Source organism: Luteimonas panaciterrae (assembly GCF_020511115.1).
In the GTDB taxonomy this organism is placed as follows: Bacteria; Pseudomonadota; Gammaproteobacteria; order Xanthomonadales; family Xanthomonadaceae; genus Luteimonas; species Luteimonas panaciterrae.
The window spans coordinates 234,972-258,974 of the sequence record NZ_JAJAVH010000007.1 but is presented as its reverse complement, the minus strand read 5'-3'; the positions used below and the strand labels follow the sequence as shown (position 1 = coordinate 258,974).

General features: G+C 65.1%; 20 protein-coding genes. 10 read left to right on the top strand and 10 right to left on the bottom strand.

Features of this window, described 5'->3' with window-relative positions:
• Positions 1-31: 31 nt before the first annotated feature.
• Positions 32-718: a YggS family pyridoxal phosphate-dependent enzyme gene (locus tag LG367_RS09260; protein WP_425490947.1), complete on the bottom strand. Its 687-nt coding sequence runs from the start codon at positions 716-718 to the stop codon at positions 32-34.
• A gap of 109 nt (positions 719-827) precedes the next feature.
• Here LG367_RS09260 and LG367_RS09255 point away from each other — a divergent pair, with 109 nt between their 5' ends.
• The 5 genes from LG367_RS09255 to LG367_RS09235 all read left to right on the top strand — a co-directional run bounded on the left by LG367_RS09255 (position 828) and on the right by LG367_RS09235 (position 7,582).
• A complete protein-coding gene (locus LG367_RS09255) occupies positions 828-1,865 on the top strand; it encodes a type IV pilus twitching motility protein PilT (RefSeq protein WP_226468957.1) in 1,038 nt (345 codons plus the stop codon).
• Positions 1,866-1,958: 93 nt separating this feature from the next.
• Positions 1,959-3,089: a PilT/PilU family type 4a pilus ATPase gene (locus LG367_RS09250; protein ID WP_226468956.1), complete on the top strand. Its 1,131-nt coding sequence runs from the start codon at positions 1,959-1,961 to the stop codon at positions 3,087-3,089.
• Between the two features lie 409 nt (positions 3,090-3,498).
• Positions 3,499-5,316, top strand: a complete 1,818-nt coding sequence (locus LG367_RS09245; protein ID WP_226468955.1) for a malectin domain-containing carbohydrate-binding protein — start codon at positions 3,499-3,501, stop codon at positions 5,314-5,316.
• Positions 5,317-5,442: 126 nt separating this feature from the next.
• Complete coding sequence (locus LG367_RS09240) at positions 5,443-6,774, top strand: APC family permease (RefSeq protein WP_226468954.1); 1,332 nt, start codon at positions 5,443-5,445, stop codon at positions 6,772-6,774.
• A 181-nt stretch (positions 6,775-6,955) separates the two neighbouring features.
• Positions 6,956-7,582, top strand: a complete 627-nt coding sequence (locus LG367_RS09235; protein ID WP_226468953.1) for a superoxide dismutase — start codon at positions 6,956-6,958, stop codon at positions 7,580-7,582.
• Positions 7,583-7,652: 70 nt separating this feature from the next.
• On the opposite strand, the gene LG367_RS09230 is transcribed toward LG367_RS09235, so the two are convergent.
• Both LG367_RS09230 and LG367_RS09225 read right to left on the bottom strand, forming a co-directional pair.
• Positions 7,653-8,492, bottom strand: a complete 840-nt coding sequence (locus LG367_RS09230; protein WP_226468952.1) for a hypothetical protein — start codon at positions 8,490-8,492, stop codon at positions 7,653-7,655.
• A 270-nt stretch (positions 8,493-8,762) separates the two neighbouring features.
• Positions 8,763-9,311, bottom strand: coding sequence for a DNA-3-methyladenine glycosylase I (locus LG367_RS09225; RefSeq protein WP_226469261.1), 549 nt, complete (start codon positions 9,309-9,311; stop codon positions 8,763-8,765).
• A 137-nt stretch (positions 9,312-9,448) separates the two neighbouring features.
• Here LG367_RS09225 and LG367_RS09220 point away from each other — a divergent pair, with 137 nt between their 5' ends.
• The 4 genes from LG367_RS09220 (at position 9,449) to LG367_RS09205 (ending at position 12,111) form a co-directional block, all read left to right on the top strand.
• Positions 9,449-9,907, top strand: coding sequence for an FKBP-type peptidyl-prolyl cis-trans isomerase (locus LG367_RS09220; protein ID WP_226468951.1), 459 nt, complete (start codon positions 9,449-9,451; stop codon positions 9,905-9,907).
• 176 nt (positions 9,908-10,083) lie between these two features.
• Positions 10,084-10,650: a YqgE/AlgH family protein gene (locus LG367_RS09215; RefSeq protein ID WP_226468950.1), complete on the top strand. Its 567-nt coding sequence runs from the start codon at positions 10,084-10,086 to the stop codon at positions 10,648-10,650.
• A gap of 2 nt (positions 10,651-10,652) precedes the next feature.
• Complete coding sequence (gene ruvX / locus LG367_RS09210) at positions 10,653-11,117, top strand: Holliday junction resolvase RuvX (protein ID WP_226469260.1); 465 nt, start codon at positions 10,653-10,655, stop codon at positions 11,115-11,117.
• Between the two features lie 55 nt (positions 11,118-11,172).
• On the top strand, positions 11,173-12,111 hold the full coding sequence (locus LG367_RS09205; protein ID WP_226468949.1) for an aspartate carbamoyltransferase catalytic subunit: 939 nt from the start codon (positions 11,173-11,175) through the stop codon (positions 12,109-12,111).
• Between the two features lie 46 nt (positions 12,112-12,157).
• Here LG367_RS09205 and LG367_RS09200 read toward each other — a convergent pair whose 3' ends face one another.
• The 5 genes from LG367_RS09200 to LG367_RS09180 all read right to left on the bottom strand — a co-directional run bounded on the left by LG367_RS09200 (position 12,158) and on the right by LG367_RS09180 (position 19,278).
• Positions 12,158-13,012: a thioesterase family protein gene (locus tag LG367_RS09200; RefSeq protein WP_226468948.1), complete on the bottom strand. Its 855-nt coding sequence runs from the start codon at positions 13,010-13,012 to the stop codon at positions 12,158-12,160.
• 65 nt (positions 13,013-13,077) lie between these two features.
• Entirely contained in the window at positions 13,078-13,872 is a 795-nt protein-coding gene (locus LG367_RS09195; protein WP_226468947.1) for a carboxylesterase family protein, read from the bottom strand.
• Between the two features lie 38 nt (positions 13,873-13,910).
• On the bottom strand, positions 13,911-15,272 hold the full coding sequence (gene mgtE / locus LG367_RS09190) for a magnesium transporter (protein ID WP_226468946.1): 1,362 nt from the start codon (positions 15,270-15,272) through the stop codon (positions 13,911-13,913).
• A gap of 201 nt (positions 15,273-15,473) precedes the next feature.
• Positions 15,474-15,935: a hypothetical protein gene (locus LG367_RS09185; protein WP_226468945.1), complete on the bottom strand. Its 462-nt coding sequence runs from the start codon at positions 15,933-15,935 to the stop codon at positions 15,474-15,476.
• A complete protein-coding gene (locus LG367_RS09180) occupies positions 15,928-19,278 on the bottom strand; it encodes an nSTAND1 domain-containing NTPase (protein WP_226468944.1) in 3,351 nt (1,116 codons plus the stop codon). Before LG367_RS09180 ends, LG367_RS09185 begins: the two co-directional genes overlap by 8 nt.
• A 283-nt stretch (positions 19,279-19,561) precedes the next feature.
• Between LG367_RS09180 and LG367_RS09175 the strand changes: the two genes are divergently transcribed.
• Positions 19,562-20,431, top strand: coding sequence for a hypothetical protein (locus tag LG367_RS09175; RefSeq protein ID WP_226468943.1), 870 nt, complete (start codon positions 19,562-19,564; stop codon positions 20,429-20,431).
• Positions 20,432-20,458: 27 nt separating this feature from the next.
• Here LG367_RS09175 and LG367_RS09170 read toward each other — a convergent pair whose 3' ends face one another.
• Positions 20,459-21,067, bottom strand: a complete 609-nt coding sequence (locus LG367_RS09170) for a phage tail protein (protein ID WP_226468942.1) — start codon at positions 21,065-21,067, stop codon at positions 20,459-20,461.
• A complete protein-coding gene (locus LG367_RS09165; RefSeq protein ID WP_226468941.1) occupies positions 21,057-23,951 on the bottom strand; it encodes a hypothetical protein in 2,895 nt (964 codons plus the stop codon). Before LG367_RS09165 ends, LG367_RS09170 begins: the two co-directional genes overlap by 11 nt.
• Between the last annotated feature and the right edge of the window lie 52 nt (positions 23,952-24,003).

Sequence of the window (24,003 nt, the reverse complement as noted above, 5' to 3'; positions counted from 1 at the left end):
AGCAATCCCGTCGAACGGGACGGCCGTCCGCTCAATTCCGTTTCCCGAACAGGGCCGTGCCCACGCGCACCAGAGTCGCCCCTTCATCGACGGCCAGTTCGATGTCGTCGCTCATGCCCATCGACAGCGTATCCACCTGCGGGTGTTCGATGGCGAGCGCCTCGAACAGGTGCCGCATGCGCGCGAAGGCGGCGCGGCGGACGGCTGCCTCCGGCGCGGGTGCGGGAATCGCCATCAGGCCGCGCAGGCGCAGGCGCGGCTCGGCGGCGATGGCCGCGGCGAGCGAGGGGACTTCCTGCGGCGTGCAACCATGCTTGCTGGTTTCGTCGTCGATGTTGACCTGGATCAGGACATTGAGCGGCGGCGATTCGGCCGGACGATGGCGGGCGAGGGCGGCGACCAGCTTGGCGCGGTCGACGGTCTGCACCCAATCGAATGCGGTCGCGGCCTCGCGCGCCTTATTCGATTGCAGATGGCCGATGAGGTGCCATTCCAGCGGCAGGGCGTGCGGCTCTGCCTGCTTGAGCTCCGTCTGCTTTGCCAGGGCTTCCTGCACGTAGTTCTCGCCGAACGCATGCTGGCCCGCGGTGGCCAATTCAGCGATCGCGGCGGCGGGTTGTGTCTTGGAGACCGCCAGCAATCGCGGTGCCGGCCGACCCGCACTACGTGCGGCATCAGCGAGCCGTTGCGTGACGCGGTGCAGCGCTTGAGCTAACAAAGCCGGATACCCTTGCAAGTTGTTGCGGCTGGATTTTGCCCTGGGGACCGGGGCTATACTGCCGCTTGGGGACCCACTCGTTCCAGTGGGTTGTACCAGGGGAGCATGCGTGGATATTGCCGAACTGTTGGCGTTTTCCGTCAAGAACAAGGCGTCCGACTTGCATTTGTCGGCCGGATTGCCGCCGATGATCCGAGTGGACGGCGATGTGCGCCGCATCAACATTCCGGCGCTCGATCACAAGCAGGTGCACGCGCTGGTCTACGACATCATGTCGGACAAGCAGCGCCGCGACTACGAGGAATTCCTCGAGGTCGACTTCTCGTTCGAGATTCCGGGCCTGGCGCGCTTCCGCGTCAACGCCTTCAACCAGAACCGCGGCGCGGGCGCGGTGTTCCGTACCGTGCCCTCGGACGTGCTTTCGCTCGAGGACCTCGGTTGCCCGCCGATCTTCCGCGAGCTGATCAATCAGCCGCAGGGGCTGATCCTGGTCACCGGCCCGACCGGTTCGGGCAAGTCGACCACGCTGGCGGCGATGGTCGACCACATCAACAAGCAGGAATACGGCCACATCCTCACCATCGAGGATCCGATCGAATTCGTGCACACCGCGCAGAAGTGCCTGATCAACCAGCGCGAAGTGCATCGCGACACGCACGGCTTCAACGAAGCGCTGCGTTCGGCGCTGCGTGAGGACCCGGACTACATCCTGGTCGGCGAATTGCGCGACCTGGAAACCATCCGCCTGGCGCTGACCGCGGCGGAAACCGGCCACCTGGTGTTCGGCACGCTGCACACCTCCAGTGCCGCCAAGACCATCGACCGTATCATCGACGTGTTCCCCGCAGGCGAGAAGCCGATGGTGCGCTCGATGCTGTCCGAATCGCTGCGCGCTGTGATCTCGCAGGCGCTGCTGAAGAAGGTCGGCGGCGGCCGTACCGCGGCGTGGGAGATCATGGTCGGCATCCCGGCCATCCGCAACCTGATCCGCGAGGACAAGGTCGCGCAGATGTATTCCTCGATCCAGACCGGCCAGCAATACGGAATGATGACGCTCGACCAGCATCTGCAGGATCTGGTCAAGCGCGGCCTGGTCACGCGTCCGCAGGCGAAGGAATACGCCAAGGACAAGCGGTTGTTCGAATAACGGGAGAAGAGAGACGGCAAACGGGAGACGCAAGCGCGCCGCACCGGATTCCACGTCTCCCTCTTCCCGTCTTGCGTCTATCGGAGTTTCGCCATGAGCACCATCGACTTCACCTCCTTCCTCAAGATGATGGCGCACCAGAAGGCGTCGGATCTGTTCATCACCGCCGGTATGCCGCCGTCGATGAAGGTCAACGGCAAGATTTCGCCCATCACGCAGAGCCCGCTCACCCCGCAGCAGAGCCGCGATCTCGTGTTGAACGTGATGTCGCCGCCGCAGCGCGAGGAGTTCGAGCGCTCGCACGAGTGCAATTTCGCGATCGGCGTGGCCGGCGTGGGCCGGTTCCGCGTCAGCTGCTTCTACCAGCGCAACCAGGTCGGCATGGTGCTGCGACGCATCGAGACGCGTATTCCGACGGTGGAGGAGCTGAGCCTGCCGCCGATCATCAAGACGCTGTCGATGACCAAGCGCGGCATCATCATCTTCGTCGGCGCGACCGGCACCGGTAAGTCGACCTCGCTGGCGGCGATGATCGGCTACCGCAATCTGAACTCGACCGGTCACATCATCACGATCGAGGACCCGATCGAATTCGTGCACAAGCACGAGGGTTGCATCATCACCCAGCGCGAAGTCGGCATCGATACCGACAGCTGGGAGAACGCGCTTAAGAACACGCTGCGTCAGGCGCCTGACGTGATCATGATCGGCGAGGTGCGCACGCGCGAGGGCATGGACCACGCCATCGCCTTCGCCGAAACGGGCCATCTGGTGTTGTGCACGCTGCACGCCAACAACGCCAACCAGGCGATGGACCGCATCATCAACTTCTTCCCGGAAGACCGCCGCAAGCAGCTGTTGATGGACCTCTCGCTCAACCTCAAGGGCGTGGTCGCGCAGCAGCTGATTCCCACGCCCGACGGCAAGGGGCGACGCGTGGCGATGGAGATTCTGCTTGGCACGCCGCTGATCCAGGACTACATCCGCGAAGGCGAGATCCACAAGCTCAAGGAAGTGATGAAGGAATCCACCAACCAGGGCATGAAGACCTTCGATCAGAGCCTGTTCGAGCTGTATCAGGCCGGCGACATCAGCTACGAGGACGCCCTGCGTTACGCCGACTCCGCCAACGAAGTGCGGCTGTCGATCAAGCTCGCGCAAGGTGGCGACGCGCACACCCTGGCGAAAGGATTGGATGGCGTGGAAGTGGCGGAAGTGCGGTAATCGATCCGCGGTTCTTTCGACGCTCTAGATTCGAATGAAATGCTGCCGGAGGCCTGATAGGCCTCCGGCAGTTTTGTTTTGGGCGTTGTGAATCTGAGCCGCAATTTCGATTCGTCGATGCGGTTGTTCTGTTCCGGGACATTTCAGTTGTATGTCGAAAGTGCCGAGTACGATTGGCTTGTCGGCACGAGACTCCGTTAAAAATCCGGGGAGCGGGATATCGGTCACTACGGGTGCACGCTCGGCGTGGTTATGGTTGCGCCGTGTCTGCTCCAGTCAAGGATGACGCCGGCGTGCAATGCGCCGATGCCAGGGAGGCGCATCGCAGACAAACATGCTTTCCGCCTCCCGAAAATCACGGCGCAAACATGCGCCGTCAGTACGCTGCAACCATCAATCAGGAGGAATCATGGCGCGTTTGCAGTTCGTGACTCTGCTCGCAGCAGGTCTTCTATGGGTCCACGGTTTGGCACAGGCGGTGACCGCCGCGGATTTCCTGCGCCGCAACGAGCCGGCACCCGCAGGGCAACTGCCTTATCGAATCTACGTTCCGGCCATGTGCCAGACACAGCGTTGTCCGATAGTCGTGTTTCTGCACGGGTCGGGCGAGAGTGGAACCGACAACAACAAGCAGCTCAACAACAATGGCAACGGTGTGTTCGCCTGGCTGTCGGATGTCAACCAGGCGACGCAGCCGATGATCATGGTGGCGCCGCAAGTGGTGGGTAATTGGACGTCCGCTCCCATCATCAACATCCTGGACGATGTCTATGAGGAATTCCCATACGATCGGGAGCGCATCTATCTCACGGGTTTGTCGCTGGGTGGTGGCGGCACGACGGGAATCGCGATGTCTTACAGCAAGGTATTCGCGGCGGCCGTGCCGATCGCACGCAACGACAATTACAATCAGGACGCGAAGCGTCTGGTGATGTTGCCGATGTGGTTGTTCCATGCGGCGAACGATGGCGGTTGTTGTCCTTCGACCAATTCCAGCAATCTTGTCGCGGCCATTCGCGCGGCGGGAGGCGATCCCGTTTATACGGAGTATGCGACTGGCGGTCATGGCATCTGGGTTCAGAGCTATGCCAAGAAGCCGCTGTTCTCCTGGTTGATCGCGCAACGTCGTGGCCGTCCACCGCAATTGCCCGAGCCCCTCCTGCGCATCGATACGCCGACCACGGTGCCGTTTTGGCAAACCAATGCAAGTTCGTTGAACTTGGCGGGCACAGCCGGTCCTGCTTCCGCGGCCATCAGTGCCATCCGCTGGTTCTCGGGCGGAAGCAGTGGTGCGGCAAGCGGTACGTCCAATTGGCAGGCCGCGGCGGTTCCGTTGGCGAACGGCAGCAACATTCTCCGTGTGCAAGGGACCGGGACCAGTTACGACACCGCGTTGCTCGGCAAGACCGAATTCTCCGACACGTTGCGCGTACAGGTGCCCGCGGCCGCCAACAAGGCTCCAAGCTTGAAAGTGGTTAGTGAGCCTTATGCGCGCGCCGGCGAGAAAGTCGAATTCGTGGCGCTGGCAGGCAACGACGACGGGCCGAGCCCGCTGCAGGTGACCTGGAGCGTGTATGGATCACCGGCTGGCGTGGTCCTGCAGGTGCATCCCGACGATCCCTGGCGCGCGACGGTGGTCAGCGCGCCGGTGGGCAGTTACCGCATCCGCGCGCAGGTCAGTGATGGCAGTACCACGGTGACGCACGATCAGCGCCTGATGGTGATACCCGCGACAGGGCCGGTGCCGACGGTGATCGCGATCAACGCGGGCGGGCCGGAATACGTCGCCAAGGATGGCACCCGATATCTGGCCGATCAGTATTTCGTCGGCGGCGATCTCACCAGCGATCAGGCCAAGGAGCCGATCTACGGAACGCGCGACGATGCCTTGTACTGGGACTATCGATTGACTTACTGGTCGTTCCAGTACGGGATTCCGGTGCCCAATGGCAAGTACTACGTGGTTCTGCATTTCGCGGAGACCTACAACCCGGTGGACGCCGTCAATGATCGCGTGATGCAGGTGACCATGAACAATCCGGTGCTGCCCAACGAGGTCCAGCGGCTCGACAACTTCAGCCCCTATCAGCTGGTCGGACAGCGTTATGCCCTGCGCTATGGCATCTTCGCCGACGTTACCGACGGCAAGATCCATCTCGATTTCAAACGGATCAACAATCTGGAGCGCGCCCGTATCGATGCCATCCAGGTTCTGCGTCGCATGTAGGGGCTGAAACAGGATCGACAGTGATTGCGAGTCGGCCGCGGGACTCCCGGCCGATGTCGTTTCCGACGCGCTGTGTTGTGTTCCCGCAGCTAGCGCAACGCCGCGGCTGCTGGCATGGTGGCCGGCATGACCGCCCCCGCATCCGGCGCCTATGTGCGCCGCCTCGGTACCTGGGACGCCGCGATGATCGTGATCGGCGGCGTGATCGGCGCCGGCATTTTCCGCACGCCCGCGACCGTCGCCGAGCGCACCGATTCGGGTTGGCAGGTGCTGCTGTTGTGGGTGCTCGGCGGACTGCTCACGCTGGCGGGCGTGCTGAGCTATGCCGAACTTGGCGCGCGACGTCCGCAGGCGGGTGGCACCTACGTCTATCTGCGCGAGGCCTTCGGTCAGCTGCCGGCTTTTCTGTTCGGCTGGACGATGGCGCTGATCAACTATCCAGGCAGCATCGCGGCGGTGGCCACCACCTTCGCCGACTATCTGTGCAAGGCGCTGGCGTTACCGCAGTTCTGGATCAAGCCGGTCGCGGTGGGGGCGATTGCATTTCTGGTGAGCGTGAATCTGTTCGGCATCCGCGCCGGTGCCTGGGTGCAGAATCTGTTCACGGTGCTCAAGCTGAGCGTGGTTGCGTTGCTGGTCGTGGTCGGATTGGTGCTGGCGCGCGGGCATCTCGGCGGCGTCCTGGACACCAATCTCGCGCATCCGGTGTCTCCCGGCGCGTTCGTCAGCGCGATCGTGCCGGTGCTGTTCGCCTACGGCGGCTTCCACTATCTCAACGATCTGGCCGGCGAAGTGCGCGATCCGCAGCGCACCTTGCCGCGCGCGTTGGCGCTGGGAATGATCGGTGTGGTGTTGGCCTACGTGCTGGTGAACGTCGCATATCTGGCCGGTCTCGGCCATGCCGGGCTGGCCAGCAGCCAGGCGCCCGCGGCCGATCTGATGAGCCGATTGTTCGGTGCGCAGGGCGCGACGCTGATCGCGATCGGTATCGCTTGCTCCACATTCGGATACTGCAACATCGCCGTCGCCGGTGGTGCACGCGTGCTGCAGACGATGGGCGCCGACGGCATGTTCTTCCGCGCGGTCGGCCGTGTCGAGCCGCGCACGCATGCGCCGCAGGTGGCGCTGCTCGCGCTCGGCGCGTGGGCGATCGCGCTGACGTTGTCCGGCAGCTTCGGCCAGTTGTTGAACTACACCACGGTGGGCGAGTGGCTGTCGCATGCGTTCGGCATCGCCACGCTGTTCTGGTATCGCCGCGTTCTGAAGGATGAGCCGCCACCGTATCGGGTGCCGGGCTATCCGTGGGTACCGCTGCTGTTCGTGCTGACGGTGCCCGGCGTGATCCTGGCGACGGCGCTGGACAATCCGCGCGATGTCGGCATGAGCCTGGTGATCATCGCGCTGGGCGTGCCGGTGTACGCGGGCTGGCGCGCGTGGACGCGTCGCGCGATGCGATAGGCCGAGCCGATGATCGTCGTCAATATCCCCGACGATGCGCGACGTTTGGCCGAAAACGCATTGCAACAGTCTGTTGTCGGCTCTCCGGGCTTGGGAAAAGCCCCCGCGATCCCCTTATCCTTATCGCGACCTTTACCTGACTTGGCGGACAATACCGCCCATCCCCGATAGGAGAACGCACGTGGCCCATACCCTCCCCGAACTGCCTTATGCCTACGACGCGCTCGAGCCCAATATCGACGCGCAGACGATGGAAATCCATTACACCAAGCATCATCAGACCTACATCAACAACCTCAACAAAGCGCTGGAAGGCACCGATCTGGCCGACAAGCCGGCCGAAGCGCTGATCGCCGATCTCGATGCGCTGCCGGAGAAGATCCGTGGCGCGGTGCGCAACAACGGCGGCGGTCACGCCAACCACAGTCTGTTCTGGACGGTGATGTCGCCCAAGGGCGGTGGCAACCCGGTCGGCAAGGTGGCTGAGCATATCGACAGCGATCTCGGCGGCTTCGACAAGTTCAAGGAAGCCTTCACCCAGGCGGCGCTCACGCGCTTCGGCAGCGGTTGGGCCTGGTTGAGCACGGACAAGAGCGGCAAGCTGCTGGTCGAAAGCAGCGCCAACCAGGACAGCCCGCTGATGAAGGGCGTCGGTTCTGGCAACACGCCGATCCTGGGGCTGGACGTGTGGGAGCACGCCTACTACCTGAAGTATCAGAACCGCCGTCCGGACTACATCGCGGCGTTCTACAACGTGATCGACTGGAACGAAGTCGAGCGTCGTTACCAGGCTGCCGTCGGCGCCTGAGTCGAATAGTGGTTGGCTACGGGTCCTTTCCTCGTTCGGGGAAAGGACCCGTCAGTGATCGGAGTGCCGATCAGAATTTGAAATTGGCGCGGACGCCGGCGTAGCCGGTGAAATCTCCCGTCCTCACGTCGTAGTTGCCTCTTCCGGTCAGGCCCAGCGAAGCGCCGTCCTCGCCCTTGAGGCCGAGGCCGGTTTCACCACCGACATTGGTGATGCCGTCGGTATCGAAGCCCACGTTGCCCTTCGCATAGCCCGAGAGGTTGTCGCTGAAGTCATGCGTGAGGCCGAGCGTGGCGCTGCCGTTCTTGAACCCGTTGACGGTATCGAAGTTCAACGAGGTGCCCACGGAAAGCGAATCCACATCGGTCAGGCCGAGGCTGGTGTTGAGTGTGGCGCCGTAATTCGGCGCGGCCGCGGTGCCGAACGGACCTGCCGTCAGGCTGAGATCGAACGCGTTGATCTGGCCGGGCATGCTCACGTCGGCGGCGTATCCGAATTTGCCGGTCACCGACGCGCTGAGCGGACTGAGCCCCATGCGGGCCGCGAGGCTGGCGTTGACCGTCGCGCCCGTGTAGTTCACACCCAGGTTCACGCCGACGGCGCTGATGTCGGTGGCGGCGGGGTTTGCCGTGTTGATGCCGTCGATGCTGAAAGTGGGCGAGAAGGCGTTGATTTCCTGCACAGTCGGCGTCGTCGGCGCGGTGGCCGTCGCGATGTCCGCGTAGGTGGGATTGGAGGGAATACCTCCGAGCGTGCTCAACGACGAGAAATCGAGCGTCGGCGTGCTCACCTGCATGGTGTTGAGCTGGGAGAGCACGCCCGTCGGAATCGACAGATCGATGGGTGCGGGATTGATCGAAGTGACCGAAGGCGTTGGCGCGGCATTGACGGCCGCTGCCGCGGCAGCCATCTGGGCTTCCGCTGCCTCGGCAGCCGCTTGGCTTTCCTGCGCGCGGGAGGCCGCGGAATCTTGGGAACCGGATGCGCCGGAAGCCCCGGAACTGGCGTCTGCCATGAGAAGCCCTCCTTGAAGAAATCGTCGCGCGGGATATGAAGCCCGTATGAAAACGTTTTCAGTAACAGACGATAGCAACTTTCCGGCCCGGACACAGCTAGGGCATACCCTAGGCTGATAGATGCGGGGCCGGCGATTCCGGCCTTCGGGACAGGAAAGCTGAGGTCAGCGGGCGATGTTTCGCCGTACCGCCTCGATCTTCTTCAGGACCGGGCACCCCGGCCGATGCGCGCCCGGCAGGTAGCCCAGGCTCATCAGGAATTCTCCGGTGATCTCGCCGCCGGTGAACTTGAAGGTCTGCTTGAACAGCTTCACCCAGGCCGCCTTGTCACGTTGCTTGCCGTCGACCAATACATGCGCGTCGAGCCATTCCGCGAAGCCGCCATGCGACTTGCGCAAGCCGCGCACGATCTGGGCGTTGTGGATGGCGGCGTCGATCTTCAGGCGATTGCGGATGATGCCGGGGTCGGCCAGCAGGCGTTCCCGATCCTTCTCCTTGTACGCGGCGATCTTGTCGACATCGAAGCCGTGATACGCGAGACGGAAGGCCTCGCGCTTGCGCAGAATGGTTTCCCAGCTCAGTCCGGCCTGGTTGATCTCCAGCAGCAGCCGTTCGAACAGAACCGCTTCCTCGCGCTGCGCAAATCCGTATTCGTATTCGTGATAAGGCCCGTGCAGCGGATGCCCGGGCGCGAAGTCGCAGTAGCTGGCCATGCATGCAGGATAGCGGATGCTGGCATGGCGCAATCGCAGTGCAGCATCGCGGAATCGTGATTCGCGCATTCCGTCCGGGGTTGCGTGAGGATTCGCGCTCGGGCGACCATGACGGACCGCCACCGGAAAGATTGCCCATGGAAATCGCCGATCGTCGCGTCGCCACCGTCCATTTCACGCTCACGGACGAGCAAGGCCAACAGATCATCACGACCCGTGGGCACGATCCGTTGGTCTATCTGCATGGCACCGGCAAGATCGTGCCTGGCCTGGAAGAAGCGTTGACCGGCAAGCAGCCGGGCGATCGTTTCAAGGTGACGGTACCGCCCGAACTCGGCTTCGGCCCGCGTCACGACGCACTGGTGCAGACGCTGCCGCTGAGCATGCTGGGCGAGAACGCCTCGGTGCCGCAGGTGGGCAAGAAACTGCTGGCACAGACCGCCAGCGGACCGCTCAACGTCGTGGTGACGGCGGTGGCGGGCGACCAGATCACGGTGGACGGCAACAATCCGCTGGCCGGGCGCACCTTCCACGCGGAACTGGAAGTCGTCGATGTCCGGGTGGCGACGCCGCAGGAAATCCAGTTCGGGCTCTGATCGCCTGAAGCAAGTGGGGCTGCCGCGGGCGTGATTCCCGTAAGCCATTGGGTGCCGGGCGGGTGGCGGGGTTGTCCGCGAGTTGGCATTTTGTCCGCGGGTTCATCAGGACGCGGTCGACGGCGTCGAGGTGGATTTCCTCTCGCAAATTCGCCGCTTCGCTCTAAAATGCCGCCATGTCCAGCATTTCGCTCCCGCTCGCCAATCAGCTGCTGATCGCGCTGCCTTCGCTCGAGGATCCCAATTTCTCGCGCTCGGTCGCCTTGATCTGCCAGCACGATGCCGATGGCGCGATGGGCGTGGTGGTCAATCGCGCTTCCGAATACACCCTTGGCGACGTGCTGCAGCAGATGGGCATCGATACCGATGACGACATGTTGCGCGGTCAGACCGTGCTGGCTGGCGGGCCGGTGCATCCGGAGCGTGGCTTCGTGATCCATGACGGCGCGCGGGCGTGGGATTCCAGTCTCGCGATCGCCGAAGGCCTGTTCGTCACCACCTCGCGCGACGTACTCGAGGCGATCGCGCGTGGCGAAGGGCCCGAGCGCGCCGCAGTCGCGCTGGGTTGCGCGGGCTGGGGCGCGGGTCAACTCGAATACGAACTCACCGAGAACAGCTGGCTGACGGTGCCGGCCGACGCCGACCTGCTGTTCGCGACGCCGCTGGAAGCACGCTGGCAAACCGCCGCGGGCCGCATCGGCGTCGACATGACGCGCATGGCCGATTACGCCGGTCACGCATGACCATGAGCAACGACGTGATCAAGCCGGACGGCACAGTGCTCGGCTTTGACGTCGGTGCGCGCAGGATTGGTGTCGCGGTCGGCAGCGCTTTCGGTCACGGCGCGCGTGCGCTGGCGGTGATCGATGTGCACGGCGATCATATCGACTGGAAAGCGATCGACAAGCTGCAACAGGAGTGGCGGCCCGACGGCTTCGTGGTCGGCGATCCGATGACGCTCGAGGGCGGCGACCAGCCGATCCGCAAGCGCGCACACGATTTCGCGCGCGAACTGCGCTCGCGGTACGCCAAGCCGGTGGTGCTGATGGACGAGCGCGCCAGCTCGATCGAGGCCGCGAAGCGTTTCGCCGTCGATCGCGCCGAAGGGCGCAGGCGCCGTCGCGACGCGGCGGCGCTGGATGCGGTCGCGGCGGCGGTGATCGTCGAGCGCTGGCTGGCGGCACCGCAGGATGCGACGACGTTGAATTAGGTTTGAATCTTCCTTCTTTCTCCCGGGAAGGAAGGCGAAAACACTTGGACCCTGCATGTCTTCCCTACAGATCGACGACACCGGCCGCCTGAAACATCTGCTCACGCTCGAGGGGCTGCCGCGCACCGGCATCGTCGCGCTGCTCGAACGTGCCCAGGCCATCATCGATGGTGGCGCCGACCGTGGCGCGCTCAGCGGCGTCGGCGTGTGCACGCTGTTCTTCGAACCTTCCACGCGCACGCGCCTGAGCTTCCAGCGCGCGGCGCAGCGGCTCGGCGCCGACGTGCTGAATTTCGACGCCGCCACATCCTCCACGACCAAGGGCGAGACCGCGCTCGACACGTTGAAGAACATCGAGGCGATGGGAGTGCGTGGGTTCGTGGTGCGGCATTCCGATGACGGCGCGGTCGCGCGGCTCGCCGCCGCCGCCAATCCCGGAACGGCACTGCTCAACGCCGGTGACGGCCGCAGCGCGCATCCCACGCAGGGGTTGCTCGACATGTTGACCTTGCGCCAGGCCAAGGGCGGCGATTTCTCGAAGCTGCGCGTGCTGATCGTCGGCGACGTGAAGCACTCGCGCGTCGCGCGCTCGGACCTGCACGCGTTGCGCACGCTCGGCGCGGGCGAGATTCGCGTCTGCGGGCCGAAGTCGCTGTTGCCCGACAACGACACGCTCGCGGGCTGCACGGTCACGCAGGATTTCGATGCCGCGCTCGAGGGTGTTGATGCGCTGATGATGCTGCGCCTCCAGCGCGAACGCATGGAGGAAGGATTGATCGATTCGCTCGAGGATTACCATCGCGACTACGGCCTGACCGCCGCGCGCTTGAAGCGTGCCGCCGCCGATGCGGTGGTGCTGCATCCGGGGCCGATGAATCGCGGCGTGGAGATCGACAGCGATGTCGCCGATGGGCCGCGGTCGCTGATCCTGCGTCAGGTCGCCAATGGCGTGGCGGTGCGGATGGCGGTGCTGGAAGCGTTGTTGACGCGTTGAAGCAAGGCCTGTTTTGAACAGACGACTTTGGACAGGCGACTCGCGTCTATCCGAACACCACCATCGTCTGCCGGCTCAACGCCACCGGCACGCCACCCGGCCCCCACAGCGTCAGTCCCTGATTGGTGTAGCCATCTCGCGCGGCGAAGAGTTCGGCATCGACGCGCCAGCCGGTCGGGCCGAGATCGTCGAAACGATCGCGCAGCAGTTCGATCATCCAGGTCAGCGAGCTGCCGGTGACCGGCGTCGTCACCATGCTCAGCCCGATCGGTGGAATGAAGTCGGCCAATGCCAGCACATGCGTCTCGTCGAGGGCGGCGTTGTCCTCGTCCAGCAGATCGAGTTCGAGTACGTACTGGCTCTCGGTGCCGCCGGAGTAGGGCAGGGCGCCCTGCAGCCAGCGCGAGGAGAAATGCTGGGTGAAGCTGGACATGAACCCCTGGACGTAAGGCATGGAGAACGGCGCGGGCAGGCTGCGCGGCAGATCGTCGGGCATGATGCCGGGCAGGTACGGCATCGCGATCGACTTGCCCACGGGCGCCGGCGGCTGCTCGGGCAATCGGCGCGCCTGCGATTCCCGCGCCGCGCCGTAGATGCCGATCGCCAGGCACAGCGTTTGCTCGCCCGAGACGATGCGTGCTTCCAGCTGTTGCACGTTCTTGCCGGTGCGCAGCACCCGCGCGTGCATTTCCACGGTGCCGGCCGGGACCGGTGCCAGGAAGGCAATCTGGAGGCTGCGCATCGGCAGATCGGGCGGAAGCAGGTCGCGCATGGCCCGCGCCAGCAGCGCCGCCTGCAAGCCGCCGAACAGGCTTCGGCCCTGGGTCCAGTCTTCAGGAATCTCCGCCTTCCAGGCATCGCCCTCGCGTGTCACGGTGCGCATCAGTTCGGAAAACCGCATCGTCGGATCTCTTCTGGCCGCAATCAGTCGTCAGGCGAATCCTAACATACGGTGCAGTATGGAAATCAACGCCGTTTTTCGAACAGCCAGCTCCAGAGTTCCGGCATCGCGTATGTCGGATCCCAGGAATTGTGGTCGGCGTCCGCGAATTCGGTGTAGTGCACGTCGGGTGCCTTGACGGCGCTGAACGCGGCGAACAGCTTGCGATCGTCCTCGGGCGAGACGATGTTGTCCTGGGCACCGTGGAAAAGCCAGATCGGCTTGTCGCGCAGCCGCTGCGCGACCGTCGCATAGGGATCGGGATCGTCGACCACCTGCGTCACGAACAAGGCTCGCTCGTCATGCGCGCGCTTGATGCCGCCGCAGATCGGCACGATCGCCGCGAAGCGCTGCAGATCGCGCAGTGCCAGCTCCCAGCTGCCGTAACCGCCCATCGACAGGCCAGTGAGGTAGGTGCGATCGCGATCGCCAGCGAATTCGTCCGTCGCGGCATCGAGCGCGGCGAAGGCGACCTTGGCGCTGCCCTGATACCACTCTTCGTTGTCCGGCACCTGCGGAAACACGACGATGGCCGGAAAACTGTCGGCATGCGCGCGCACGTAGGGGCCGAGTCCGGATTGCGTCTGCTTCACGCCGTCGCTGCCGCGCTCGCCCGAGCCGTGCAGGAACAGGATCACCGGCGGATGCTCGCCGCCGCTCTGCTTGGATGGCACGAAGACCTGGTAGCGGCGCGCGACACCGTCCACCGTGACTTCGCGGGCCACGAATTTGCCGCCGCGTTCGTTTCGCACCATGCCGTGTTGGCATCCGCTCAGCAGGAAAACGGTCAGAAGAATGACAGAAACCAGTTTCGTCTTCATGGTGTCGTTCGATAGTCCTTTCCGGTGAGTGCAGCAGATCAGTGCAACAGAACCAACGTCGCCAGACCGAGGAAACTCAGGAATCCCATCACGTCGGTGACGGTGGTAAGGATCACGCCGCCGGCCAGCGCCGGGTCGAAGCCCATGCGCTTGAGCGTGAGCGGCACCAGCACGCCGCCGAGCGCGGCCGAGCAGAGATTGATGGTGAGCGCGCTGGCGATGACGAGCGACAACGGAAAATCACGGTACCAGAGGAACACGATCGCGCCGAGCAGCACGCCGAGCGTGATGCCGTTGATCAGCGCGACGCGGATTTCCTTCCAAAGCAGCGTGGTGGCGTTGGAGCGGCCGATCTGGCCGAGCGCAAGGCCGCGCACCATCAGCGCCAGCACCTGGGTGCCGGCGTTGCCGCCCATGCCGGCGACGATCGGCATCAGCACCGCGAGCGCCACGATCTTCTGGATCGTGCCTTCGAAACGACCGACCACGCTCGCCGCCAGGAACGCGGTACCGAGATTGACGCTGAGCCACAGCAGCCGGCGCCGGAACGCGCGCCGCACCGGACTGAACATGTCCTCGTCCTCGTCCAGACCGGCGGCGGAGAAGGCCTGGTGTTCGGCCTGTTCGCGGATGATGTCGACGACGTCGTCGATGGTGATGCGGCCGAGCAGGATGTTGTTGTCGTCCACCACCGGCGCGCTGATCCAGTCGTGGTCGGAGAACTGGCGTGCGACTTCTTCCGACGATTCGCCCACGTCGATGGCGGGTTGCTCGTCGTCGACCAGAGTGTTGATCGGCGTGTTGCTCTCATGCGTGAGCAGCGCCTGCAACGCGATGCGGCCGAGATACTGATGGCGGCGGCTGACCACGTACAGATGGTCGGTGTGCTCGGGCAGCTCGCCGCGCAGGCGCAGGTAGCGCAGCACGACGTCGACGGTGGTGTCGGCGCGCACCGTCACCACGTCCGGGTTCATCAGGCGGCCGGCGGTGTCCTCGTCGTAGGACAGCACCTGTTCCAGGCGCTCGCGGTTCTCGCGATCCATCGACTTGAGCACTTCGTCGATGACCGTGTCGGGCAGATCCTCGACGAGGTCGGCGAGGTCGTCGATATCGAGGTCCTCGACCGCGGCCACGATCTCGTCCGGGTCCATGTCCGCGATCAGGCTCTCGCGCACCTCGTCGCCGACGTGCACCAGCACCTCGCCGTCGTCTTCAGGATCGACCAGTCCCCAGACGATCTCGCGCTTGCCCGGCGGCAGCGATTCGAGCAGGTTGCCGATTTCCGCGGGAGCCAGGGTGTTGACCAGGCGCCGCACCGGGCCGAGACGCCCGCTGTCGAGCGCGTCCGAGAGCAGACGCAGCTGACGCGCGGTTTTGTCGTGGCGGACGGCTTCGGCCATTCGGTACTTCCGTGGCAGCGTCGCGACACAAAGGCGCGACAGGATCAGGCGTTCATGACGACATTATCGCCCGCGCGGTCCGCAATGCCTACCCTTAATGTCGTTCCGGGCGCGCATCGGCGAGGCTGCCGACCGATGCGCGTGTTCCACGCCAGCGTCGAATGCGCTGTCCCGTGAGTGGCTGCTCGATCCGAGCGGTGCTCAGGTCCGGCCGGGTTTGTTGGTGACCTGCGGGTCGTAGGCGACCCGGCGCAACTCGGGCGGGGCCTGATGGTCCTCGACCTGCAGCGAGATCGAGATCAGCGAGGCATGGGTGTTGCTGTGGTCGAACCAGAGCGTGTCGTAGAGCGGTTCATTCCCGGAATCGTTGTCCAACGTGCATTCCAGGTAAGGGCCGACAAGCTGGAATTTGCTGTCGTCGATGTAGGCGTCGATGAAGCTGAAGCCACGCGCGATGGTGCCGGGGGAGAGCCGGTAGACGATTCGTGTGTTGACGCCGACGGCATCGACATGCACCACGTCCTTGCTGAAGATGAAGAGATAGCGCCCGCTGGCGGTGTTGCCGAGGCTGCCCGCGGGCATTTCCGCGACCCGGAACACGTCCACTTCGACTTCGATGTTCACTTCGATGGCGGGATTCGGGGCAGTGCTGCGGTCATTCATGCTGGCTTCCTTTGTGCTTGGTGATCTCGGGCGCGCGCCATTCGCGATAGCCGATGCGAGCCAGCCATGTCGTGGCCGCGGCTTCTTCCGCGTGATTCCCCAGGCAGGTCTGACTGCGCTGCCACGGCGAGAGGATACGGTAGTCGCGACTCTGGTTCGCGGCGCCGCGTAACAGTTCGGCCGCGCGCCGGCAGTCTTCGCGTGCCGCGTCGCCGTTCGTGATCCGCGCCGATGCCAGCCACGCTTCGGCCAGTGCCTGGATGCTGGCCTGGCTGTCCGGATCGCGGCGATAAATCGATTGCAGGTCTTGCAGGGAGGTGGCGATTTGAGTGCGTGCGCGGTCGCGGTCGCCGCGTTCGGCCAGTGCCAGGGCAAGCTGCACGCCGGCATTGGCGCGCAGACGCCGCCACGGTTCGTTGTTCGGATCGTGCGCGGTCAGCGCCTGTGATTGCGCGATGAGGGCTTGCGAAGCGGCGAGGGAGCGTGTCCGCGCCATTGCCGAGGCAAGGTCTTCCCAGAGCAATCGCGCGTACAGCAGATCGCTGGCCCAATCGAGGTTGTCCGGTTGCGCGGCGACGATGTCCTCGAGTTCGTGCAATGCCTGCCGAAGCTCCTTGGCCGCGCGTTCGTGCTGGCCGAGCGCGAGCCGCAGTTCGGCGCTGTGCACGAACGCGTAGGCCAGTCGATGCCGCCAGAGTGCTTCCACCGGCGGATTGCCCTGCAGGCGCGTGATGATGGCCGCCTCGCGCGCGTAAGCCGCCAGCGCGGCCTGTAGTTGTCCGGCGCGCTGCTGGGTGGTGGCTTCCCAGGAGATGCTGTCGGCGAGATCGGCTTTCAGCGTGGCGTCCTGCGGCTGGCGTTGCAGCGCGCGCAGCTTGAGATCGACCGATCGGGCGAAGGCGTCGGCCGCGCGTTGCAAGTCGCCGCGCTTGAGCGAGAGCGTGCCGAGGCTGTTGAGGGCATAGGATTCCTCGATCCAGGCATCGACATCGTCCGGCCGCAGCGCATGGCGGCGTCGGCTGGCGCGCAGGTATTCGTCGAAATGTCCCTGCGCTTGTGCCAGCTCGTTGCGGTCCAGGCGAATGCTGCCGAGCCAGAACGCATTGACGCCGAGCAGCTTGAGCGCGTCCGCATCGTTCGGAAATTCGTCGAGGCGGCGCAACAGTAGCGTGCGAGCGGCATTCAGGGCCTTGTCGGCCTGTTCCGGCGCGCCGCGCGAGATCTGCACTTCGGCGATGACCTGCAGCGCCTGCGCGCGCTGCTTCTGTTCGGCCGGGTCGAGGCGTTCGCCACGTGTGTCGGCGAGATAGGCGAAGGCTTTCGCGCTGATGCCTTCGAGCAGATCGAGTCGGCCGAGCGGACGCAGTTTGTCGGCGAAATCGCCGAGCATGTAACTCATCAGTCCTTCGGCCTGAACGCGTCGGACCTGTGCGGCACGATCCGCGCGGATCGCCAGCAGGCCGAGCACGCCGACCAGCAATGCCAGCGCGCCGATGCTGGCGAGGGCTGCGCCGCGCAGTCGCCGTCGCCGCGTGGCGCGTGCGATGGAAGCGTCGATCAAGGCGCGTTCGACCGGTGCCAGCACGATCACTTCATCCGCGAGCAATTGCCGGGCTTCCTCCAATTGACGGCCATCGGGCAGCAACAGGTCATGGCTGCGTTGGGCTTCCTGCCAGCGCGCGGCCAGTGTGGACAGACGCGCATGCGCGCGCAGGAGCGAGCGATGCTGTTCGATCCAGGCAATGGCGCGCGGCCAACGCCGCAGCAGCGCTTCATGCGCGACGCCGAAGCCCGGAGCGCCGGCCACCAGTTCGCTGACCAGCAGACGCGCATCGACCAGGGCGCGGACGAGGTTGCGTTCGGCCTCCGAGCGCAGTGCGCTCCAGAGGGCGCGGCGGCCGACGACGACACCCTCGTCTTCCGAGAGCGAAACCAGCAACGCGAGGACGTGCGGCAGGCTGGCCTGTTCGCGTTCGCCCATGCCAGACAGCAGTGTTTCGGCGCGATAACTGATCGCACCCTCGATGCCGCCGATGCGGCGATAGGCGGCGAAGTCGAGTTCGTTGGATGTCGAGCGTGCCTCGTAGAGCAGATGCAGTGCGTATTGCAGCAGCGGCAGCGCATCGGGGCTTGCGGCGGCCGCGGCGCACAGCGCATCGTCCAGATGCGTCTGGCTGTCGCGATCGATCCCGAACGAGAGACCGGCCGCGTGCGCGGGGATGCGGATCATCTGCGAAATCTCGGCGTGACTCGGCGCCGGAAGATCGTAGTGCCCGCCGCGCGTCTTCAGCGCCATCAGCAAGGGCTGGCGCGCGAGCCGTGGATACAGATCGTTGCGGCAGGCCAGGATCACCAGCACGTCGCCGTCGCTGGCCAGCGCGTGCAATACGGCGATGAAGGCGTCCTGCGCTGCCGGATCGAGGGTCGGAGCGAGGAACAGTTTCTCGAGCTGATCGACGAACAATCCCAACGCCGCCTGCTTGCGCGCGCCGCCGAGGAGGCCATCCAGCTGCCAGCGCAGTTCGGCTTGCACCAGCTCGAACGATTGCGCCAGGCGCTGCGCCAGCACTTCGACGGATTGCGGCGGCAACACGGCGCGGGCGCCGATGCGCCAGTCGAGCATGGCCTCGGCGAGCAAACGCCAGGGGCCATGATCGTCCAGGCGCGTCGAATCCAGATTCGCGACATCCAGATTCGCAACGGCTGCCAGTGGGATGGGGTCTTCCTGTTCTATTGCATCCATCGCACCTGCATTCATCGCGCCGGCGGCGATTTCGCCTTCGCCCATCAGCGCAGGCAGCACGCTGGCTTGCACGAGCGAGGTCTTGCCGCTGCCGCTGGGTCCCAGCAGGAGGACCATTGCGCAACCTTGCGCCGTCTGCGCGCGCAGGCAGGCCAATAATCCGGCCCCGGCCTGTGCCCGACCGTAGAACACGCCGGCATGGCGCCGGTCGAAAGGTTCCAGGCCGCGGAACGGCGAGCCGTCGCGCCATTCGACCGGCTCGCGTCGCGAGCGGATTCCATCCGGGTTCGTCACATGCGCGACCGCGCGATAGCCGCGCTTGCGGATGGTCTGGATGTAGCGTGCTTCGGTTGGCTGATCGCCGAGCGCCTTGCGCAACTGGGTGATCGCCTTGTGCACCGGTCCGTCGCCGTAGACGGTGGACCCCCAGCACAGCCGCAGCAATTCCTCGGTGCTGACGACCTCGCCGCTGCGCGCGCACAGCACCGACAGCACCTGCATCAGGCGCGGCTCCAACTGCCGTCGTACACCGTCACGACCGATGGCATTGGCCTGTGGCCAGACCCGCCACTCGCCGAAGCGAAAACTCGCCTGGGACATCCGCCAGCGCCCCCCATTTGACGCCGTTTGACGCCGCTTGCCGCCAATCCGCCGCAGGCAACCGAGTGGATGGGTGGCGCAATTCGCTTTTCTTTTCAAAGCGTTGTGAATCGTAAGGTATTCGGAAGGGATTTCGGACGGGGAGTGCGTTGCACTGCGGCCGGCGGTGAGAACCCGGCTCGAACCGGAATGCGATCGCCGACACATTTGATGTCGCGGCGACTGCGGATGCGTCGTCGGCGCGGCTCATGGGTTCACGCGGAAACCGGCTTCGGAGTCATCGATGAATACCAGCAAGACCATCGCGTCCACGGTCGCCGCCGATGCGCTGTCCAGGCGCCGTGATGCGTCTCCGGCCAGTGAGGGCGTCGTCGAGCCCGAACAGGCGATGGCGGCCCTGGCGCGGGTGCTGGACAGCCCATTGTTCGCGAAGTCGCCGTGCATGCGTCGGCTGCTTCGCTTCGTGGTGCAGCACAGCGTCACCGGCGATCTACGACGACTGACGGAGTACAGCATCGGCCTGGAAGCGCTGGGCAAGGATCCGAACCTCTACAGCCCGGGCGACGATCCCAGCGTGCGCGTGCAGATGGGGCGTCTGCGCGATCGTCTGCGCCGCTACTACGAGGAGGACGGCAGCGCGGACACGGTGCGTTTCGAGATTCCGCAGGGCAGCTATGCCACGACCGTGTCCAGCGTCTCGCGCGAACGGCGGCAGGCGCCGTTCAAGGCCTTCTATCAGGTGCTGGTGCTGGATGTGATCGAGGGTGTCGGTGACGAGCCGGCGATCCTGCCCTTCACGCGGGGCCTGCGTGAGGAACTGCTGCATGGATTGTTCGGCGAACTGCACGGCCTGGTGGCCGTGGCGGTGCTGGCGCACGACGACGCGGAGGTCCGCGAGGCCGACTATCGGCTGGAAGGCGGCGTGCGTCAGGCGGCGGGAATGCTGCGGGCGACGATGCGGCTGATCGACGCCCGCAGCCATTGCCTGATCTGGTCGGCCCGGTTCGATCACGCCGACGACGACGTGCTGCGTGCGCAGGAGGCGCTGGCGGCGTCGATCAGCGTTCGTCTCAAGCAGGAAGTGTTCGCCGCGTCCGCCAGCGCGGCGTTCGCGCACGCGCATGCCGTGCGGGAGACGTTCAAGATCTCTTGAAGAATGAAGTACCGATGTCGCGATGCTTCATTTGTAGCGAATGATGTAATTCAGATACAGGTTGATCGGCCGTGTTTCCTTGTCCGCGCGCGGTGTGCCGTTACCGGCTTTGTCGGCGATCTGTCCCGTGGTCGCTTGCGTGATTTCGGCCGGTCCGAACACGGTCGTTTCGCCCGGCTGCACCACGATGCTGGTGTTGGCGGCGCTGTAGTCGTGTTCATGACCCTGGTAGGCGTCGCTCTGCAGCGAGCCGACCTGATCGCCGCTATTGCCGCCTTTGTTCGAAGCAGTGCGCTTCGCCGTCGAGGGATCGCGTCCTTCGCCGCCATCGACGCCGCGCACGAAGCGGCCGCGCAGATCCGGCAGATTGAAATGCGTGCCGTCGCCGCCGAAAGCCTTGCCGATCACGCCGTAGAGCAGTGCATAGTCGCCGCAGGACAGGGAGCGGCCGTCGCAAGGCAGCCAGCCGGCGGCGGCGAGGCGTGTGGTGACTTCGGCGAGATTCAATCCCGGCGGCTGCGTGTCGCTTGTCGCCAACGGACCGGCATACGTCAGCACCGCGCCGATCGGCAGCGCGCCCGGCACCGGCAGCAGCGCCGGGAAATACGCCCAGGGCAGCTCGCCGCTAGGATGCATCGGTGATCTCCTCGGTGACGATGGCGGGTGCGACATCCAACAGTGGCGGCGGCAATCGTGAGCCGGACTGCAGGTACAGCAATGTGGTGGGGACGCGCAGCGTCCAGCACGGGATCGGTTCCACGATCGTTTCGGGCGTCGGCTGCAATTCTTCCAGCAACGCCACGGTCCCGGCCGTGGCGGGCACGTCGGCGGGACCACCCGCCCAGGGAATCGGGAATTGCAGCAACCACAATAGCCAGGCTTCCGAACCGGGCAGTACCGGCAGCAGCACGCGTGCGGCGGATGCATGCAGGAAATCGTCCAGTCCATCCTCGACACGGGGCCGCAGATGCGCCGAAGGCGCCGGTTCCGGCCAGCTCTGGCCGCCATCGGTCGGGTGCTGCATGTACTGCCAGGTCATGTGCGCCCAACCGAACAGCGCCGCGTAATCGCGCTGGCTGTGGCCGTCGGTTTGCGGCGCGGGCGCCAGTGCGTCGAGACAGCCCTGCCGTAACAATTTGCGCTGGAGATCGCCAGGATGCGGCGCGGCGATGCGGATGCGTTCGGAGAGTGCAAGCGCGTAGCGCGCGTCGGCTTCGCGCCAGGCTTCGAGCAAACGTGCATAGACGCGCATCTGCCAGGCGACATACAACGGATTGGTCTCGAGCGTGCCCGCCAGTTCACATTGCAGTTGCACGGTGACGGCGAAGGCCGGCGCGGCGGTGATGACGGTCACCGGCACCGCGCCTGTCGCTTTGGCGATCCCGCTCAGCGCGCTCGTCTGCAACAGCGGCGCCACGGGCGATGGTGGCGCGATCACCACCGGGCCGGCACTGCTGCTCGTGCAGGCGGGCACGGAGGCCGACAGTTGCGGTTCGGCGGCTGCTTTCGTGGCGGGAAGATCGATGCCGCCGATCGAACAGGCCAGCGCATAGCGGCTGTCGGCCACGGCCAGAGTGGCGCTGCCGGAGGCGGCCTGGTAACCGTCGGGAATGCGTAGCCGCGAAAGATCGCCGAGGGTGATCTGGTCGATGGTCGCGCTCACCGCGAGTTGTTGCGGCGGCGGTGGTTCGAGATCGAGCAGACCGTAGCTGGCGCCGAGTTCCTGGTAGTTGTCGGCTGTGACGATGCTGTAGGGCGGTTGTTGCGATTGCGGTGCCGGCAATGACGGCGGTTTCTGCAGAGGCGGATGGCTGGCATCGCACAACTGCTGCAGCCAAGGCCCGGCCGGATCGGAAAGCAGGAATTCCAGCACCAACCGACCGCCCAATGGTTCCAGCCGTACTCGCACCACGCGGTCGATCCAGTGGTAGAGGCCGACCAGACGGCCGTGTCCGCTGTTGTCGATCAATTGCGAACGGCGCTGTTCGCGCAGCGCCTGCCATTCCAGGCCGCGACGCTGGCTGACGCGGTCGTTGAGTCGATGCACCGCGCGTTCGGTGATCCGCTGCACCAGCGAGGTCTGGTCCTTGCGATTCCAGGCCGCGTTGGCTGCGCTGCCGGCCCAGGTGCCGGACAGCGACATGTTGAGGTTCTCGTAAGCGGGTGTGACCTTGCTGAGGTTACGTGCAAGACCATCGGCGGCCATGACTTCGGCGACGGCATCGGCCAGTTCGCTGCTGTCCGAGCGTTGCCGGCGTTGCTCGTGCTCGCGTTCGCCGGCGCTGCGCATCTGCTCGTGCGCGGATGCGTGCGTGAGGCTGTGTTCCTGTACTTCCTGGCGCTCGCGCGGCATCACGTTGACCACGTCGGCGAGTTCGCCCGCCGAATAACCGACCAGGCGATGGCGTGCCAGCTTGAGTTGTCCGATGCCCAGCACTTCCCAGCTTGCGCTCTCGGTGCCGCCGTGCAGGGAAGGCGATGGTGGCTGCGTGGCGACCGCGTCCGGCACGACCAGTCGCGCCTGCAGCGCGAGATGCCGCGCCGCTTCGGTGTCCAGTGCCGGTGTCGTGACGGCATCTTGCGTTACCAGCGTCAGGAACTGCCCCAGGCGCAGCGTCGCGCACATGCGCGCCGCGATCGCGGCATCGGCGGGTGTGCCCGCGAGCGCGATCGCGAACACGCTTTGCCACAGCGCGGACAGCGCTGCCTGCCACTCGCTGCCATGGAGGTATTCCTCCAGGCTCGTGCCCGGTGGCAATCCCAGTTCCAGTTCTGCCAGTTCGGTCAGTTCGAGCGGTTCGATCCTGCCGGTCAGGTCGAGAAATTGCCGGCAGACGCCGGGCATGCGCGCCACGGTCGGTCCGAGCGCGGATAGATCCTTCACGAAACCGCTGCCGGCATGGAAAGTTTGCGCGTCGGCGATCTTCGCCGCCGCACTGCCTGCCTGCAGCAACTGCTGGTACAGCGGCAACGACGACGGGTTCGCGCAATGCACGAAGCGCAAAGGAATCTCGTCGAGCTGGCGTGGTGTGAGCGGTTGCATCCACACGAACGGGAACAGATCGCCCGCGTCCATCGGTGCCAGGATCGAGATGTCGTCCTCGTCGCCGGGATCGGGGGCGGGCGACGGCCCCGGCGTCGGCGGATCGAACAACTGCCATTGGCCGATCGGTCCGTTGTAGTACTCGCTGTCGCTGATCGGCAGGTTGCAGTCAAGCAGGACCAGATCATCCCTGCGCTGCAGTTGCAGGGTGACGTCGACGAAGGTCTCGTTGGCCTGCGGCTGCGTCGAATGCGTCAGGACCAACACGGTGCGTGTGTGTCCGTCCAACGACAACGCGAACGGCATCAAGGCCGATCCACGCAGGTCGCGCACCTGTCCCTCGATCGCGCGGCCACGATCCAGGCAGCGCCACGCCACCTCGATCTCGAAGCCGGCGCGCGCCGTCTTTCGCCAGTGATGGTTGTAAGCCGGAATCGCGTCCGGCACGGGAGTCGATGGCTCGCGATGGCTGTGCATGACGGGATTTCCTTGGAGGCTTGCGGATGCGTCCCCGCCGATCCCTGGCGGG